Source organism: Nocardia anocheti (genome assembly GCF_029675105.1).
Classification (GTDB): Bacteria; Actinomycetota; Actinomycetes; order Mycobacteriales; family Mycobacteriaceae; genus Nocardia.
Genome location: NZ_JAQQFV010000008.1, coordinates 277715 through 294647 on the forward strand (window position 1 = coordinate 277715; position 16933 = coordinate 294647).

A 16933-nucleotide genomic window follows, 5' to 3' on the forward strand; every position below is an offset into this window, starting at 1 on the left:
GATGTCGATGCGGGAGCTGGTGGTGTTGGGGACGGCCGGGGCCGTGCCCACTCGGCGGCGCAATCACAATGGGTATCTGCTGCGGTGGGATGGGCAGGGGGTGCTGTTCGATCCCGGGGAGGGGGTGCAGCGGCAGATGTCGTTCGCGGGGGCTTCGGCGACCGAGTTGCGGTGGGTGTGTGTCACCCATTTCCACGGTGATCATTCGCTGGGGGTTCCGGGGATCGTGCAGCGGCTGGGTCGGGATCGGGTGCCGCACGACGTGCACGCGGTGTTCCCCGCCGAGGGTGCCGAATTCTGGGAGCGGTTGAAGTACGCGACCAGTTACTACGACGAGCCCTCGATCGTGGAACATCCCATCAGCGGTGAGCGGGAGACCTTGCAGGGCAACGGTTTCACCCTCACCGCCCTGCCGCTGGCGCACAGCATCCCCACCTACGGCTATCGCCTCGCCGAGCCGGACGGGCGCGCCTATCTGCCGGAGAAACTGCGGGAGCACGGCATCACCGGCGCGGCCGTGCGGGACCTGTCGGGTGAGCTGCTCGCGGAATGCACGACTCCCAAACCGGGCCAGAAGGTCGCCTTCGTGATGGATACGGGCCTGTGCGACAACGTCTTCGCGCTCGCCGACGGCGTCGACATGCTCATCATCGAGTCCACCTTCCTCGACACCGAGACCGCGCAGGCCGCCGAACGCGGGCATCTCACCGCCCGGCAGGCTGGCGAGGTGGCCCGTGCGGCGGGGGTGAAAACCCTTGTCCTGACGCATTTCTCCGAGCGGTACACCGAATCCGACGACCCCCTGTTCCTCGAACAGGCCGACTTCTCCGGCGCCGTCCTCGCCCACGACCTCGCCCGCATCCCCCTCCCCGCCCGCCGACCCGGCCGCACCGTGCCGCCCGCGCACTAGGGTGATGGTCATGCGAGGTGTGGCCGCCCTGATCGCGCTGTGCGCCCTGGTCACCGCCTGCCAGGCCCCCGACGACACCACCCCGCCCGAACGGTCACCGCTGGTCGCCGCCTGCGCGGGTGACCAGCCGACCGGACCGCAGACCATCGCGGGCGCCGACCTCGCGCGCTTCATCGCCACCACCCCGCTCCCGGCGGATGTGCGGGTGGCGGGCGGCCAGCTGGCGTTCTCGCCGCAGCGGGCCGGACTGGTCGACTTGTCCCTGGACCTCTGTCTGCCGGGCGAGGCCGACCTCGACGACCTGCGTCTGGTCGCCACAGCCCTGGCCCACGACCTCGCCGCCCACGAGCTGGGCGACCGCACCGCCGCGCTGTCGGTCGCCTGCGTCTGCCCGCACGATCCCGGTGTCACCGCGGTGCGCGACCCGGCGTTCCAGCAGCACCCGTGGGACGGCACCCCCTCCCCCGAAGCCGAGCTGCTGACCTGGGAAATCGTGACCGGTTAGGCACCGGCACCCCCAGGAGTCGTACATTCGTCCCATGAGCGATGCGGAACCGACGACCCTGCGGCTGCGCAGCAGCAGCGACGGGCTCACCCTCGCCGCCGACAGCTTCGGCCCGGCCGGAGGCCAGCTGGTCGTGATGCTGCACGGCGGCGGCCAGACCCGGCATTCCTGGAAGCGGACCGGTCGCGCGCTGGCGGCGGCCGGGATGCGGGTGGTCGCGGTGGACGCGCGCGGGCACGGCGACAGCGACTGGTCCCCGGATCGCGACTACTCGCGCACCGCCATGGTCGCCGACCTGCACACGGCGCTGGCCCAGCTCGGTGCCACGCCGGAGTCCGGCGCGGTGGTGGTCGGCGCCAGCATGGGCGGGATCACCGGTCTGCTCGCCACCGCCGACCCGGCCGGAGCCGCGATTCGCGCCCTGGTCCTGGTGGACATCGTGCCGCGCGCGCAGTCACAGGGGGTGGAGCGGGTGATGGACTTCCTCGGCAGGCACCGCGACGGCTTCGACACCCTCGAGCAGGTCGCCGACGCGGTGGCGGCGTACATGCCGCACCGCCCGCGCCCCGAGAAGGCCGACGGTCTGCTGCGCAATCTGCGCCAGCGTGACGGCCGCTGGTACTGGCACTGGGACCCGGACCTGATCAGCGATGTCGACGCGAATCCGGAGGACCGCGTCGCCGAGATGGAGGCCGCCGCCGAGGCGCTGACCATCCCGGTCCTGCTGGTGCGCGGCGGCAAGTCCGATGTGGTCAGCGACGAGGGCGCCGCCGCCTTCCTGGCCCTGGCCCCGCATGCCCGCCTCGCCGAGATCGGCACCGCCGCCCACACCGCCGCGGGCGACGACAACGACGCCTTCACCGACGCCGTCGCCAGCTTCGTCGCCACTGCCTGACCCGGCCGGATGACCGCAGCGGGCGACCGTCGCCGCCGACCCTGAGCCGTCGCGGCACACGCACTGTCGCGGCGCTATCGCCGCCCCTCGATCCATCGAGCCGCGATCGGTGCCAGCGCACCCCCGGCATTGATCGCCAAGTGCGCCAGCGCGGGCGCGGTGGCGCTGCCCGAACGGCGACGCAGCCAGCCGAAAAACAGCCCGGCGAGGGTGGTCGCCGCGACCGTCACCGCCACCGGGTCGCCCGCCACCCGCGCCGGGCTGATGTGCCACACGCCGAAATCGAGGGCTCCGACCACCGGCGCGGCCGGGACGCGCGCGTCGTCGAGCAGTGGGTCGAGGGTGCCCCGGAAGACCGCTTCTTCGGCCAGGACCGTGCCGACGGGGATGTGCAGCGCGATCCACTCCAGGGTCGATGTCTCCGGCACCCGCTCGGCCACTTCGAGTGGCAGCCGCCGCAACGCCGGAATCGAGAGCGCCACACCGTAACCGGCGAACACCACGGCGGAAGCGCCCATACCCCAGCGAAATCCCGTGACCGACGCCCACTTCGGTCGGCCGCCGAACCCTGCCGTGAACGCCGCCGCGAACACCACATTCGCTACTGTCCGCCCCCGCAAGCGCAGGTTCAGCGCGGGCAGCAAACGATTACTCCACAGAGGTGGAATCATCAGTGCGAGAACAACTTTCAATGCAGCGGAGACACGATCGAGGGCACGCCCCGGCGCGCCGCGTGTCCGCTCCGGGAACCGGAGGTCCCGCACGGTCGCGCCCCTCACTTGACCTCCCGCTCGTAGACCTCCGCCGCTTCCAGCGCCGCCCTGATCCGGTCGACCTCCACCGCGCTCACCCCCGGCGGCGCCGCCACCGCCAGCCACCCGTCCAGCACCAAGGTCCCGTACCGATGCCCGTGCCCGTCCACAACACCCTGGGCATTGGTGAGATCGGCCGTGACCTGCCAGAACGTCACGAACGGCGCCCAGCGCATCTGCGTCGACACGTCGGTTCCGCGTGGTTCGCTCAGCCAGTCCGGCTGGGTGAAGATGAGGTCGGCCGACCACCACACGATGGGGTCGGAGGGGTGTTGGAGGTAGGCGATGCGGGGCGCGCGCCAGGTCTCGGGCGGGCCGAGGTCGGTGGCATCGTCGGCGAAGCGGACCACCAGGCCGTCGGCGTAGACGGGCTCCACCTGCGGTGATCCCGGATCGCGCCGGTCGACGAACTGTTTCCACAGCCGGTTGGAGTTCGGCGGCCCCACCCACAACGCCCCGTCGACCTTTTCACGCAGATCACCCAGCCCGTCGAACGCCTCCTCCGACCCCTGCGATCCCAGACTCTCCCCGTAGACGAACAGTTTCGGCCGCTGCCCCTCCGGTTGGGCCAGCCAGCGCTGATACACCGCGTCGAACAGTTCCCGGCTCGCCGCGGCGGCCTTCTCACGGTCGGACAGGAACGACAGCACACTCGGCAGATAGGAGTACTGGGTGGCCACGATGGCGGTGTCGCCGCCGTAGAGGTATTCGATCGCGCCCGCCGCCATCCCGTTGACCCAGCCGGTGCCCGTGGTGGTCACCACCACCATGGCCTCGCGCTCGAACGCCTTGGTCCGGTCGAGTTCCGCGACGGCCAGTTGCGCGGCGGTCTGGTCCTCGTGCGTGGATTCCAGGCCCACGTAGGCCCGAATCGGTTCGCGCGCGGGCTTTCCCGTCACTTCGGCGATATCGGCGGCGCTGGGACCGTTGGACACGAACCACCGGCCCTCGTACCCGAGGGTCTGCCAGGCGGCCAGCGAGGCCGGGCTGCCCGAGCGTTCGGGACTCATCGGCTGCACCGCGTACGGGGTCACCCGATCGTTGCGCACGCTGAACGCGGAGTTGGCGGCGGCGAAGAACGCCCGCGAGGCCACGCCGTTGAACAGGGTCGTCGCGAACACCACCAGCACCAGCGCCCCGGCGGCGGGCGCGAGCTCGCGGGGCACCTTCACCCAGCGGTTGAGCTGACGCGCCAGCACCAGCACCAGCGTGCGCACCGTGCGGTAGGCGGCCACCACCGCGACACCGACCGCCACGCTGAGCAGCCCGGTGCGCAGGTAGGCGGGCGTGGTGGTCCCGGCCATTCCCATCAGCGAGGTGATCTCGCGCTGCCAGCGCGCCGACTGGATCAGCATCAGCCCCGCGACCAGCACGCACACGACCAGCACCGTCGCCTTGATGCCGTAGCGCAGCCGGTCCGAGGGGCTGGGGATCGGGATGCGCGCCCGCACCCAGCGCCGGAAGATCCACTCCAGCACGCAGCCGAGCCCGTAGCCGATGGCGGCGTTGATTCCGCTGATCAGGCCCTGGAACAGCCAGTCACGCGGCACCAGCGAGGGGGTCACCGACAGGGCGAAGAACAGCGTGGCCAGTACCAGGCCCGGGTAGTTGAGGTCGATGACGTCCTCGGCACGGCGCAGCAACGCGGCGCCGCGCGCACGCAACGTCACGAGGGTCGAGCCTGCCGCAGACACTCCCACAGTATGGCTGGCCGGTCGGACACAGCGGGCCGTTGTGAGTGGCGGGTCGGTCACTGTCGGCGGCAACTACCCATCACACTCGAGTAGTTTCCCCCGTCCGCGCGAACCCCCTGCTCAGCACACTTGTTCCCATGAGCACACCGAATGCCAAGCCGAAGAACACCACGGCCTACATGGCGCAGGCCGCGATCGCGTTCGCCGTCAGCCTGTTCGGGACCGGCGCCGGGATCGCCTACCTGCCGCTGGACGGCTGGCAGCGCGCCTTCCTGGCCATGTCGGGCCTGTTCCTGGTGACCAGCTGCTTCACCCTCGCCAAGGTCGTGCGCGACCAGCAGGAGACCCAGTCGCTGATCGGACGGATCGACGAGGCCCGGCTGGAACAGCTGATCGCCGAACACAATCCGTTCAAGTCGGTGTCGTGAGGGAGTTCGGGCGGCCCCGATCGAGGGGTTCGGGGCCGTCCGATCTCACTTGAGCTGACGCTCGGTGACCATCGATTCGATCAGGTACGTCTTGATCCGCTCCGCCAATTCCGGTGTGTAGTCCGGAGGTTGGGCCACCGCGGCCCACGCGTCCGGCACGAGGTTGCCGTAGTTGTGGCCGTGCCCATCCGAAACCGTCTGCGCGCGTGGCAGATCCGCCGCGACCTGCCAGAACGTGACGATCGGATACCACGACATCGACGGCGACACATCGGGTCCGCGCTTCTCGCGCAGCCAATCGGGCTGGCCGAACAGCAGATCCGGTGACCACCACACCACCGGATCGGAGGCGTGCTGGAGATAGACGATGCGCGGATCGGTCCAGTTGGGCGAGGGTTTCCCGAGCTGATCGGCACTCGCGGCGAAACGCACCGACAGGCCGTCGGCAAAGGTCGGGGTGATCTCCTCGGTGCCGGGATCGCGGCGCCGCACGAACTCCGACCACAGACGGTTGGAGTTGGGCGGGCCCACCCAGAGCACGCCGTCGGTCCGGTTGCGGATATCGGCCAGGCCGGAGAAGGCGCCCTCCGAGCCCTGCGAACCCAGGCTCTCGCCGTAGACGAGCAGTTTCGGCCGGTTGTCCTCGGGCAGCGCCGACCAGCGCTCGTAGACCTTGTCGAAGAGCAGGCGGCCCATCGTCATCGACTTGTCGCGGTCGGACAGGAACGACAGCGCGCTGGGCAGATACGAGTACTGGGTGGCCACCAGCGCGGTGTCGCCGTTGAACATCAGCTCCACGGCCTCGGCACTGGTCGTGTCGACCCAGCCGGTCCCGGTGGTGCTGATGACGACCAGCACTTCGCGCTCGAAAGCCTTGGTCCGGTCGAGTTCGGCGACGGCGAGATCGGTCTGCGCCTCGAAGCCGTCGGCCGATTCCAGGCCCGTGTACACCCGGATCGGTTCGCGGGCGGGCTTTCCGGTGATCTGCTCGATGGCCAGCGGAGTCGGCGCGTTGGCCACGAACCAGCGGCCCTCCGAACCGAGGGTGTCCCAGGCCGCGAGCGAGGCGGGGCTGCCGGAACGTTCGGGCAGGGTCGGCTGGATCGCGTGCGCGGAGGTGTGGCTGTTGCGGGCGCCGAACGCCGAATTGGCCACGGTGAAAAAGGCTTTGGCCAGCACGCCGTTGAACAGCAGCACCGCGGCGACGCCGACGATGAGGATGCCGAGCGGGCGGGCGAAGGAGGCGGGGATGCGCACCCACTGGTTGAGCCCGCGGCTCACCGCGCGGACCAGGCGCACGACACCGCGCGAGATCCAGATCAAGAGTCCGACCACCACCGCGCCCAGCAGCGTGGTGCGCAGGTAACCGGCCAGCGATTCCGAGACCGGTTCCATGCCCATGAGATCGGTGATCTCGCGTTGCCAGCGCGCCGATTGCAGCGTGATCAGGATCGCGAACACCAGGCAGACGAGCACGATCGCGGTCTTCACCGCGAGCCCGGTCCAGCTCGGCCGTTTCGCCCAGGCCGCCCTGGCGTTGTCGGGCCAGGGGATTCGGGGTTGCACCCAGCGGCGCCAGGCCCAGGCCAGCGCGCAGCCGAGGCCGTAGCCGATGGTGGCGTTGATGCCGCTGACCAGGCCCTGGAAGAACCAGCCGCGCGGCAGCAGCGAGGGCGTCATCGACCAGCCGTAGAACATGGTGGCCACGACCAGGCCGGTGTAGTTCGGATGGAAGAACCGCTCCACCAGGTGGATCACGCGCAGCTTGCCGGACTCAGGTCGCGTCGGGGCGGGTGCGACGGCCGCCGGAGCGGGAGCCGAGCTCGCATCATCGATGGTCAAGCTCGGCTCCTCAGCTCTTCGACTTACGTGTGCGCTCCGAACAGCTTAGGCAGCGTGCCCTCGAACGCCTCGCGCAATTCGGCGAGTGTCACCGAGAACTGGCCCTGCACCTCGACCGAATCCGAGCCCTGGTCCACCACGCCGATGCGCACCCACGGCAGCTGCCGCGCGTCGCACATCTTGGTGAACCGGGTCTCCTCCGAGCGCGGCACCGCGACGAGCACGCGCCCGGCCGACTCGGAGAACAGCTGCACGAACGGGTCGGTGCCCTCGGGAAGCACGATGCGGCAACCGGTCTCGCCCGCCAGTGCGGCCTCGACGACGGTCTGCGCGAGACCACCCTCGGACAGGTCGTGCGCGGCGGAGATCATGCCGTCGCGCGAACCCGATGTGAGCACCTCCGAGAGCAGCTGCTCGCGGGCGAAGTCGACCTTGGGCGGCACGCCACCGAGGTGATCGTGCACGACCTGCGACCAGATCGAGCCGTCGAGCTCGTCGTGGGTCTCGCCGAGCAGGATCAGCGACTCACCCGGTTCGAGGCCGAGGCCGGTGGGGATGCGACGGTGGACGTCGTCGATCACACCGAGCACGCCGACCACCGGGGTGGGCAGGATGGCGTCCTTGCCGGTCTGGTTGTAGAAGCTGACGTTGCCGCCGGTCACCGGAATGCCCAGCGCCGCACAGCCGTCCGCCAGACCGCGCACGGCCTGCTGGAACTGCCACATCACGCCCGGGTCCTCCGGCGAACCGAAGTTCAGGCAGTTGGTGACGGCCTTCGGGGTGGCGCCGGTGGTGGCGACATTGCGGAAGGCCTCGGCCAGCGCCAGCTGCGCGCCGGTGTAGGGGTCGAGCTTGGTGTAGCGGCCCGAGGCGTCGGTGGCCAGGGCGATGCCGCGGCCGGACTCCTCGTCGATGCGCACGACACCGGCGTCGGCGTGCTCGGCCAGCACGGTGTTGCCACGCACGTAGCGGTCGTACTGCTCGGTGATCCACTTGCGGCTGCACAGCTGCGGGCTGGCGATCATCGTCAGCAGGGTTTCGCGCAGCTCGTCGGCCGTCTCGGGCCGGGTGAGGTCGGCGGTGGTGTCGGCGATCAGCGCGTCCTGGGTGTCGGGACGCTGGACCGGGCGCTCGTAGACCGGGCCCTCGTGGGCGACGGTGCGCGGCGGCACGTCCACCACGGTCTCACCGTGCCAGGAGATGACGAGGTGGTCGCCGTCGGTGACCTCACCGATGACGGTGGCCAGCACGTCGTGGCGCTTGCAGACAGCCATGAAGGCGTCCACGTTCTCGGGGGTGACCACCGCGCACATGCGTTCCTGCGATTCGCTCGACAGGATCTCGGCGGGGGTCATGTGCTTGGCGCGCAGCGGGACCTTGGTCAGGTCGATGTGCATGCCGCCGTCTCCGGCCGCGGCCAGTTCGGACGTGGCGCAGGACAGTCCGGCACCGCCGAGGTCCTGGATGCCGACGACCAGTCCGGCCTTGTACAGGTCCAGGCAGCACTCGATGAGCACCTTCTCGGTGAACGGGTCACCGACCTGCACGGCGGGCAGCTTCTTGCGGCCGGTGCCGCCGCCACCAGGCGCAGTGTGATTGTCCTCGCCGGAGAAGGTGTCCGAGGCGAGCACCGACACGCCACCGATGCCGTCGAGGCCGGTGCGCGCGCCGAACAGGATGATCTTGTTGCCCGCGCCGGAGGCGAAGGCCAGGTGCAGGTCTTCCACGCGCATCGCGCCCGCGCACAGCGCGTTCACGAGCGGGTTGCCCTGGTAGGAGGCGTCGAAGACGGTCTCGCCGCCGACATTCGGCAGGCCGAGGGAGTTGCCGTAGCCGCCCACACCGCGGACCACGCCGTCGACCACGCGCCGGGTGTCGGCCGCGTCGGCCGCGCCGAAGCGCAGCTGGTCCATCACCGCGATCGGGCGCGCGCCCATCGCCATGATGTCGCGCACGATGCCGCCGACGCCGGTGGCCGCGCCCTGGTACGGCTCGACGTAGGACGGGTGGTTGTGGCTCTCGACCTTGAACGTGACGGCCCAGCCGTCACCGATGTCGACCACACCGGCGTTCTCGCCGATCCCGGCCAGCATGGAGGCTTTCATCTCGTCGGTGGTCGTCTGGCCGAAGTAGCGCAGATGAACCTTGGACGACTTGTACGAGCAGTGCTCGCTCCACATCACCGAGTACATCGCCAGTTCGGCGTCGGTGGGCCGACGGCCCAGAATCTCCTTGATGCGGGCGTACTCGTCGTCTTTGAGACCGAGTTCCTTGTACGGCTGCGGAGCATCCGGGGTGGCTGCGGCGGTGGCGACGGTGTCGACCTGCAGTGTCACGGGAGACCAGGGTCCTTTCGGCCGGGGGGAACTTACCTGCAGAGTCTAATCGGCCCCGGCCGGGCTCCCGCGCCGCCCCGTACCTGCCGCTGCCGAAGGGCCCGACGGATTCGAGCTGATCACACCCGCGCTTCGACCAGGCGCTGACCCGTTAGTCTGACGCCGTGAACGAAAGTCCGGGGGTTGCCGAGCAGGTCGAGCCGCCTGTTCCCGCGCGCGGGGCGGAATCGAGCGCCACTTCTTCCGGTCAGGACCGTCCGCCCGAGCCGCTGGATCCGGACCGTCAGCGTCGCTGGCTGGCCGCGGCCGTGGGGCTTTTCGTCTTCTCCGCGGCCGTCGCGCTGCTGGCGCACTGGTGGCACGGCTTCATCGATCTGCAGGTCTACCGCAACGGCGCGCGCGTGTGGCTCGACGGCGGCGATCTCTACGGCCCGATGCCCCCGGTCTACGGCCTCGGCCTGCCCTTCACCTACCCGCCGCTGGCGGCCATGTTCTTCGTGCCGCTGGCGTTGATGCCGCTGGTGGTGGCCGAGATCGTGGTGCTGGTGACCTCGCTGGTGAGCCTGGGCATCGCGCTGTGGCTGGCGCTGGTGCGGGTGCGTCCCGAACTCGACCGGATCTCGGTGCTGACCGTGGTGATCGCCGGTCTCGGGCTGGCGCAGTTCCTCGAACCGGTGCGTCAGACCTTCAACTTCGGTCAGATCAACCTGGTGCTGATGGCCGTGGTCGCCGTCGACGCGCTGATCCGCAAGCCGTTCTGGCCGCGCGGCATGCTCATCGGCGTCGCCGTGTCGATCAAGCTCATCCCCGCCGGATACCTGCTCTACTTCCTGCTGCGCCGCGACTGGAAGGCCGCGGCCACCCTGGTGGTCTCGGCGGCGGGCGCGGTGGGCATCGGGTTCCTGCTGTTCCCCAACGACTCGGTGCAGTACTGGTTCCACACCGTCACCGACACCGGCCGCATCGGCACCCCGTACTTCGCGGGCAACCAGTCGATCAAGGGCACGCTGTTCCGGCTCGGCCTCGACGAGACGGTGACCACCGGGCTGTGGATCGCGCTGTCGGTGCTGACCGTCGGCCTGGCCGCGATCTGGATGGTGCGGCTCATCGAGGCGGGCTCGGAGGTGTCGGCGCTGCTGGTGAACGCGGCCGCGATCCTGCTGGTCTCGCCGGTGTCGTGGTCGCACCACTGGGTGTGGGCGGCGCCCGCGCTGGTCGTGGCGGTGGATCAGGCCACCCGCCGCCGTTCGCGCGGCTTCACCGCCGTGGTCGCCCTGTTCACGCTGATGTTCATCGTCGGCCCGCAGTGGGTGCTACCGCATTCCGAGGACAAGGAACTGGCCTGGAGCTGGTGGCAGCAGATCATCGGCAGCAGCTATGTGTGGGCCACCTTCGCGGTGATCGTCTACGCGGTGTGCACCTACCGACCGGCCAAGCCCGCCGTCGCCTGATCAGTCCAGTTCGACCGGGGTCAGGAAGGCTGCCAGCGCGGCGGCGTAGGCGGGCACGTCGGCGGCGGCCATGAGTTCGCGGCAGGAGTGCATGGCGAGCTGGGGGGCGCCGATGTCGACGGTGGAGATGCCCGTGCGCGCCGCCGTCATCGGGCCGATGGTCGACCCGCACGGCAGATCCGCCCGGTGCACATACCGCTGCAACGGCACCCCGGCCTGCGCGCAGGCCAGCGCGAACGCACCCGCGCCCGCCGCGTCGGTGGCATAGCGCAGGTTCTGGTTGACCTTGAGCACCGGCCCGCCGCCGACCTCGATACGGTGCGCGGGCTCGTGCCGCTCCGGGTAGTTGGGGTGGGTGGCGTGCGCCATGTCACCGGAGGCCACGATCGAACCGGCCAGGGCGGCGAGGTAATCCGCGCGGCCACCACCGCGGGAGAGCACGATCCGTTCCAGCACCGCGGGCAGCAGATCCGACTGGGCGCCCCGATCGGACTGGCTGCCGACCTCCTCGTGGTCGAACATCACCAGCACCGCAGTGGCGCCGCCCGGTTCGTCGACGGCGGCGAGGAACGCCTGCAATCCGGCGTAGCAGGTGCCCTGGTTGTCCAGCCGGGGCGCGCTGACCAGGTCGTGCTCGCGGCCGACCAGGGTGCTGGGCGCCAGATCGTGGGTCATCAGTTCCCAGCCGAGCACATCGGCACCGGCCACCCCGGCCCGCTCGGCGACGAAGTCGAGGAAGGCGGTGTTCGCCTCGCCGATCCCCCAGATGGCGTTGACGTGGCGCTGCGGGTCCAGGGTGACCCCGCGCCGGTCCTCGGACAGGTGGATGGCCAGCTGCGGCACCCGCAGGATGGGCTCGTCGATGCGCACCAGCAGATCGCGCATCCGGTCACCCTCGCGCACGCTCAGTCGTCCCGAGATGCCGAGTTCGCGATCGAGCCACGAGTTCAGCCAGGCCCCGCCGTAGGGCTCGAGCCCGACCAGCTGCCAGCCCGCCGACGCCAGGTCCGGATGCTGCTTGACCCGCAGATTCGGGCTGTCGGTGTGCGCGCCGACCACCCGGAACGGGTCGGTGGGCGCGGCGTCGAAATCGGCCCAGGCGATCAGCGAACCCCCGCGCACCACATAGTGTTTGCCGCCCGCCGATTCCCAGGGCTGGGCCTCCGGCAGCGGCGTGAAGCCGTTCGCGTCCAGCTCGGCGGCCACCGTCGCGCACACGTGGAACGGCGAGGGCGAGGCATCGATGAAGGCACACAGTCCGCTGGCAGTGGCCGCTGTCAGAGATACAGGCATGCGCCCGATACTAGGGGCTAACGCTCGGCGATGACCCCGAGCGCGGTGACCAGATCGCCGTAGCGGCGGGCACCGAGGCGGGCGCGCAGTTCCTCTTCGGCGGCCTGTTCCTCGGCCCGGATCTTGGCGACCAGTTTGGCGCCGAGGCTGCTCAGGCCGATGAGGATGCGCCTGCGGTCGTCGGTGGCGGCGACGCGGAAGATGAGCCCGCGTTCGGCGAGGTTGTCGGCGTGCCGGGTCGCCGAGGACGGCGCCAGGCGCGCCTGGGTGGCCAGTTCCGACATGGTGATGCCCTCGTCGGTGGACAGCTGCGACAGGATCGCCCAGTGGTCGGCCGAGAGATTGTCGGCGGTGAGCGCGGATTCCAGCCGCCGCACCCAGTTCCGCTCGGCGCGACGCAGCGCGGCATGCAATGTGGAATACCCACTTATGATGGACACCGAATGCTTTCCCACCTGCCGAAATATCCGTCGAACGACGCCGTTCGCACCAGTGGATAGAGTACCGAATGCCCACGTTCCACGAGAGCCGGGAGGAGACGATCGAGATACTCTCGATCGTTCCGACTCAGGGGCCGGGTGGCATCATCGCCCCCTCGTGTACCGCCGCGATCTCCCTCGCGGTCGACGAGATCAACAGCGGCGCGGGCATTCTCGGCCGGGAGATCCGGCTCACCACCATCGACGGCGGCCGCCCGCCCTACGAGGTCGCCACCGAGGTGGAGGCGTTCCTGGCCACCGGGATGGTCGGCGCGATCACCGGCTGGCACACCTCGGCCGTGCGCCGCGCGGTCGCCCAGGCCACGGCCGGGCGGGTGCCCTACCTCTACGCGACCGATCACGAGGGCCTGCCCGACGAACGCCCCGGCGTGCTGCTGGTGGGCGAGCATCCCGATCATCAGACCGTGCCCGCCGCCGCCTGGATGGCCAGGGAACTCGGGGTGCGGCGCTGGGCGGTGATCGGCAACGACTACATCTGGCCCCGCCAGACCGCGCACGCGCTGCGCCGCGCCCTGCCCTCCCCCGCCGACATCGTGCTCGAGCGCTACGTGCCCCTGGGCACCACCGATTTCCACGCCTTCCTCGACGAACCGGCGCTGCTGTTCGCCGACGCGGTCCTGGTCCTGATGGTCGGCGCCGACACGGCCCGCTTCAACCGGCAGTTCACCGCCACCGGCCTGCCCGCCGTGATGCCGCGCCTGAGCCCCGCCGTGGACGAGAACGTGCTGCTCAGCGCGGGCCCGAAGGCCAATGACAACCTCTACGTGGCCTCGGGCTTCTTCCTCGACGACCACTCCGCCCACGGCCGCGACCGCCGCGCCCGCTACCGCAGGCACCAGGGCTCCTTCGCCCCCGCCCTGACCACCTTCAGCAATTCCGCCTACGAAGCGGTGCACCTGCTCGGCGCCCTCGCCGACACGGTCGGCACCCTGGATGTGGACACCCTGCGGTCCCGGTTGGCCGACGGCATCACCCTCGACGGCCCGACCACCCGGCACGGCTTCACGGGCAATCAGGCTGTCGGCCCCGCATACCTCGCCAAGGCCGACGGTGTCGACTTCGACATCATCGACAGACTGCCATGACCACCACCCCGCCCCGACCTCGAGGAGGGGCAGGCCGCGAAGCGGCCGTCGCGGCCGTCCCGCCGGTCAGGCGCCGTTGCGTACGCGACGAAGGAGCAAGCAACGGCGCCTGACCGGCGGGACCCAAGGGGCCGCGACCTCGAGCGCGCCAGCGCTCCAAAAAACACAGCTCAAGCGTTGATCAGGGAATCCAGGACCGAGTAGAACATCCCCAGGCCGTCGTCACTCGGACCGGTGAGGGCCTCGGTGGCGTGCTCGGGGTGCGGCATCAGGCCGACGACCCGGCCGTTGGCCGAGGAGATGCCCGCGATCCCGCGCTGCGAACCGTTCGGGTTCTCGCCCGCGTAGCGGAACACCACGCGACCCTCGCCCTCGAGCTCGTCGAGCACGGCCTGCGAGGCCTGGTAGCGACCCTCGCCCGACTTCAGCGGGATGAGGATCTGCGCGCCCTGCTCGTAGCGCGAGGTCCAGGCGGTGTTGTTCGCCTCGACCTGCAGCCACTCGTCGCGGCAGATGAAGTGCAGGCCCTCGTTGCGGGTGAGCGCGCCCGGCAGCAGCCCGGCCTCGCACAGCACCTGGAAGCCGTTGCAGATGCCCAGCACCGGCAGGCCCTGACCGGCCGCGCGCACGACCTCGCCCATCACCGGCGCGAACCGGGCGATGGCGCCGCAGCGCAGGTAGTCGCCGTAGGAGAAGCCGCCGGGCACGATCACCGCGTCGACACCCTTGATGTCGGCGTCGGCGTGCCACAGGCTCACCGCCTCGCCACCGGCCAGGCGCACCGCGCGGGCCGCGTCGACATCGTCGAGCGTGCCAGGAAAGGTAATGACGCCGATACGCGCGCTCACGAGACCCGAACGACCTTCCAGTCCTCGATCACCGTGTTGGCCAGCAGCGCCTCGGCGATCTGCTCGAGCTCGGCGTCGGAGACACTCTCGTCCACCTCGAGCTCGAATCGCTTGCCCTGCCGCACATCCGAGATTCCGGCGAATCCCAGACGCGGGAGCGCGCCGACCACGGCCTGTCCCTGGGGGTCCAGGATCTCGGCCTTCGGCATGACCTCGACCACGACTCGTGCCACGCGTTGCTCCTCATGTGGTGTGGGGGTTTACTCCAGAAATCCTAGTTGACCCGGCCGTCGTGCCCGCGTTCCGGGGTCTGGGCGGCTTAGCATCGGCTGTATGCGCATCGCCCACTTCGGTCATTCCTGCATCCTCGTGGAACTGCACGGTGTGAAAGTGCTGTTCGATCCCGGCACCTTCGCGCACGGTTTCGAGGGCATCACCGGACTGGACGCGATCGCGGTGACCCACCAGCATCCCGACCACATCGACCCGCACCGCATCGAAGCCCTGATCGAGGCCAACCCCACCGCCCGCCTGCTCTCGGACCCGCAGACCGCCCAGCAGCGCGGCGAGGGCTGGGAGCCGGTCTCGGCGGGCCAGGTGCTCGAGTTCGGCGAGCTGCAGATCACCGGCGGTGGCGGACGTCACGCGGTGATCCACCCCGACATCCCCGTGATCGACAACACCGTCTTCCAGCTCGGCACCGCCGCCGACCCGGCCCAGCTCGTGCACCCCGGCGATTCGCTGTGGGTGCCGCCGGTGCCGGTCGGCGTGCTCGCCATCCCGGCCGTCGCCCCGTGGATGCGGATCTGGGACACCGTCGACTACCTGCGCGCGGTGAATCCCCGTACCGCCGTCCCCATCCATCACGGCATCATCGACCAGAGCGCCCACGGCATCTACTTCGGCCGACTCAGCGAGATGGCCCCGGCGGGCACCGAGTTCCGCGCCATCGCCCCGGAGGACCAGGCCCAGTTCTGAGCCTCAGCGATAGGTGCTCAGGAACAGGGCCTCGGCCAGGGCCATGTGCTCGATCTCGCTCGGGTCGACGCTCTCGTTGGGCGCGTGGATCAGGCACCTGGGCTCTTCCACACCGATCAGCATGATCTCGGCCTTCGGATAGGTGTCGGCGAAGACATTGCACAGCGGGATCGAGCCGCCCTGCCCCTCGGTGGTGACCGCGCGACCGTAGGCGGTGGCCATCGCCTGTTCCAGCGCGGCGCGGGCGGGGCCCTGTTCCGCGGCGACGAACGGCTCCCCGAGCGCCTCGAGTTCGATGTCGAGCTGGGCGTTCCACGGCAGATGCGCGCGCAGGTGCTTTTCCAGCAGGTCGTAGGCGTGGCGGGGTTCGGTGCCGGGCGGGATGCGCAGGTTCAGCCGGGCCCGCGTGCTCGGCTGGATGGCCGCCGAGGACCCGACGACGGCGGGCACGTCCATGCCCAGCACGGTCAGCGCGGGCCGAGCCCACACCATCTCCGAGACCGAGCCGCTGCCCAGCAGGTCCACACCGTCGAGAACGCCCGCGTCGGAACGGAAATCGGCCTCCGGGTACTGCGCGCCGGTCCACCGCTGATCGTTGGTGAGCCCGTCGATGGTGGTGTTGCCGTGTTCGTCGCGCAGCGAGGACAGCAGCCGGATCATCGCGGCCAGCGCGTCCGGCGCGGGACCGCCGAACATGCCCGAATGCATCGGCCCCGCCAGGGTTTTCACGGTGATGACGACATTGACATTGCCGCGCAGGGTCTGGGTGAACGTCGGCACCCCCACTGCGAAATTGCCGCAGTCGGCGACCAGGATGGCGTCGGCGGCGAGCAGCTCGGGATTGGCGACGACGAACTTCTCCAGCCCGCCGGTCCCCTGCTCCTCGGACCCCTCGGCCACCACCTTGACGCCGATCGGGAAGTCGGGGCCGATGGCGCGCAGGGCCGTCAGATGGGTGACGATATTGCCCTTGCAGTCGGCCGCGCCGCGGCCGTACCAGCGGCCGTCCTTCTCCGTCAGCGTCCAGACCGGGGTGTGCCAGGCGTCGTCACCGAGCGGCGGTTGCACGTCGTAGTGGCAGTACAGCAGCACCGTCGGGGTGCCCGCCGGGCCCGGCCGGTGCCCGATCACGGCCTTGCTGCCGTCGGGCGTCTCGTGCAGACCGATGTCGGTGAGGCCCGCCGCCTCGAACGCGTCGGCCACCCACTGGGCCGTCCGCTCGCAGCCCTCCGCCGGGAACTGGCGCGGATCGGCGACGGACTTGAACGAAACCAGCTGGGCGAGATCGTCTTTCGCCTGGGCCATCAGCCCGGATATCTTGCTGCGCAGCTCTGCGTCGGTGGTCATCGATCACGC

Annotated in this window: 16 protein-coding genes; 7 read left to right on the forward strand and 9 right to left on the reverse strand. The window is 70.1% G+C overall.

Annotated features, from left to right (window positions below; translation table 11 throughout):
- The first annotated feature begins 1 nt into the window (after position 1).
- Genes QC180_RS22345 through QC180_RS22355 form a run of 3 tightly spaced genes read left to right on the forward strand, consistent with a single transcriptional unit; the run spans position 2 to position 2310 of the window.
- Positions 2-910 (forward strand): ribonuclease Z, encoded by a 909-nt coding sequence (locus QC180_RS22345; RefSeq protein WP_278264742.1) that lies wholly within the window; start codon positions 2-4, stop codon positions 908-910.
- 10 nt (positions 911-920) lie between these two features.
- Positions 921-1415 (forward strand): hypothetical protein, encoded by a 495-nt coding sequence (locus tag QC180_RS22350; protein ID WP_278264743.1) that lies wholly within the window; start codon positions 921-923, stop codon positions 1413-1415.
- Positions 1416-1449: 34 nt separating this feature from the next.
- Entirely contained in the window at positions 1450-2310 is an 861-nt protein-coding gene (locus QC180_RS22355) for an alpha/beta fold hydrolase (RefSeq protein WP_278264744.1), read from the forward strand.
- A gap of 74 nt (positions 2311-2384) precedes the next feature.
- On the opposite strand, the gene QC180_RS22360 is transcribed toward QC180_RS22355, so the two are convergent.
- Positions 2385-2828 (reverse strand): CPBP family intramembrane glutamic endopeptidase, encoded by a 444-nt coding sequence (locus QC180_RS22360; protein ID WP_278264745.1) that lies wholly within the window; start codon positions 2826-2828, stop codon positions 2385-2387.
- A gap of 257 nt (positions 2829-3085) precedes the next feature.
- Positions 3086-4792 (reverse strand): alpha/beta hydrolase, encoded by a 1707-nt coding sequence (locus tag QC180_RS22365; protein ID WP_278264746.1) that lies wholly within the window; start codon positions 4790-4792, stop codon positions 3086-3088.
- A gap of 161 nt (positions 4793-4953) precedes the next feature.
- Here QC180_RS22365 and QC180_RS22370 point away from each other — a divergent pair, with 161 nt between their 5' ends.
- Entirely contained in the window at positions 4954-5244 is a 291-nt protein-coding gene (locus QC180_RS22370) for a YiaA/YiaB family inner membrane protein (RefSeq protein ID WP_278264747.1), read from the forward strand.
- 45 nt (positions 5245-5289) lie between these two features.
- Here the strand turns inward: QC180_RS22370 and QC180_RS22375 are convergent, their stop codons facing one another.
- Entirely contained in the window at positions 5290-7086 is a 1797-nt protein-coding gene (locus tag QC180_RS22375) for an alpha/beta hydrolase (protein ID WP_278264748.1), read from the reverse strand.
- A 23-nt stretch (positions 7087-7109) separates the two neighbouring features.
- On the reverse strand, positions 7110-9422 hold the full coding sequence (gene purL / locus QC180_RS22380) for a phosphoribosylformylglycinamidine synthase subunit PurL (RefSeq protein ID WP_278264749.1): 2313 nt from the start codon (positions 9420-9422) through the stop codon (positions 7110-7112).
- Between the two features lie 164 nt (positions 9423-9586).
- Here purL and QC180_RS22385 point away from each other — a divergent pair, with 164 nt between their 5' ends.
- The gene (locus QC180_RS22385; protein ID WP_278264750.1) at positions 9587-10873 is read left to right on the forward strand and encodes a glycosyltransferase 87 family protein; all 1287 of its coding nucleotides are present in this window, start codon (positions 9587-9589) and stop codon (positions 10871-10873) included.
- Here QC180_RS22385 and QC180_RS22390 read toward each other — a convergent pair whose 3' ends face one another.
- Positions 10874-12166 (reverse strand): M18 family aminopeptidase, encoded by a 1293-nt coding sequence (locus QC180_RS22390; protein WP_278264751.1) that lies wholly within the window; start codon positions 12164-12166, stop codon positions 10874-10876.
- Positions 12167-12183: 17 nt separating this feature from the next.
- A complete protein-coding gene (locus tag QC180_RS22395) occupies positions 12184-12606 on the reverse strand; it encodes a MarR family winged helix-turn-helix transcriptional regulator (RefSeq protein ID WP_278264752.1) in 423 nt (140 codons plus the stop codon).
- Between the two features lie 68 nt (positions 12607-12674).
- Here QC180_RS22395 and QC180_RS22400 point away from each other — a divergent pair, with 68 nt between their 5' ends.
- On the forward strand, positions 12675-13751 hold the full coding sequence (locus tag QC180_RS22400; protein WP_278264753.1) for a substrate-binding domain-containing protein: 1077 nt from the start codon (positions 12675-12677) through the stop codon (positions 13749-13751).
- A gap of 170 nt (positions 13752-13921) precedes the next feature.
- On the opposite strand, the gene purQ is transcribed toward QC180_RS22400, so the two are convergent.
- Together purQ and purS are read right to left on the reverse strand one after the other, a co-directional pair.
- Positions 13922-14599, reverse strand: coding sequence for a phosphoribosylformylglycinamidine synthase subunit PurQ (gene purQ / locus QC180_RS22405; protein ID WP_278264754.1), 678 nt, complete (start codon positions 14597-14599; stop codon positions 13922-13924).
- The gene (gene purS / locus QC180_RS22410; RefSeq protein WP_022565847.1) at positions 14596-14832 is read right to left on the reverse strand and encodes a phosphoribosylformylglycinamidine synthase subunit PurS; all 237 of its coding nucleotides are present in this window, start codon (positions 14830-14832) and stop codon (positions 14596-14598) included. The genes purQ and purS overlap by 4 nt, the downstream gene beginning before the upstream one ends.
- A gap of 100 nt (positions 14833-14932) precedes the next feature.
- Here purS and QC180_RS22415 point away from each other — a divergent pair, with 100 nt between their 5' ends.
- Positions 14933-15577, forward strand: a complete 645-nt coding sequence (locus QC180_RS22415; RefSeq protein ID WP_278264755.1) for an MBL fold metallo-hydrolase — start codon at positions 14933-14935, stop codon at positions 15575-15577.
- 3 nt (positions 15578-15580) lie between these two features.
- On the opposite strand, the gene QC180_RS22420 is transcribed toward QC180_RS22415, so the two are convergent.
- Entirely contained in the window at positions 15581-16924 is a 1344-nt protein-coding gene (locus QC180_RS22420; RefSeq protein WP_278264756.1) for a dipeptidase, read from the reverse strand.
- Positions 16925-16933: the final 9 nt, after the last annotated feature.

Bases quoted from the DNA above. Each gene is read 5' to 3' on its own strand.
- QC180_RS22345 (WP_278264742.1), top strand. From the start codon at position 2: ATGTCGATGCGGGAGCTGGTGGTGTTGGGGACGGCCGGGGCCGTGCCC.
- QC180_RS22350 (WP_278264743.1), top strand. From the start codon at position 921: ATGCGAGGTGTGGCCGCCCTGATCGCGCTGTGCGCCCTGGTCACCGCC.
- QC180_RS22355 (WP_278264744.1), top strand. From the start codon at position 1,450: ATGAGCGATGCGGAACCGACGACCCTGCGGCTGCGCAGCAGCAGCGAC.
- QC180_RS22360 (WP_278264745.1), bottom strand. From the start codon at position 2,828: ATGGGCGCTTCCGCCGTGGTGTTCGCCGGTTACGGTGTGGCGCTCTCG.
- QC180_RS22370 (WP_278264747.1), top strand. From the start codon at position 4,954: ATGAGCACACCGAATGCCAAGCCGAAGAACACCACGGCCTACATGGCG.
- QC180_RS22390 (WP_278264751.1), bottom strand. From the start codon at position 12,166: ATGCCTGTATCTCTGACAGCGGCCACTGCCAGCGGACTGTGTGCCTTC.
- QC180_RS22400 (WP_278264753.1), top strand. From the start codon at position 12,675: ATGCCCACGTTCCACGAGAGCCGGGAGGAGACGATCGAGATACTCTCG.
- QC180_RS22415 (WP_278264755.1), top strand. From the start codon at position 14,933: ATGCGCATCGCCCACTTCGGTCATTCCTGCATCCTCGTGGAACTGCAC.
- QC180_RS22420 (WP_278264756.1), bottom strand. From the start codon at position 16,924: ATGACCACCGACGCAGAGCTGCGCAGCAAGATATCCGGGCTGATGGCC.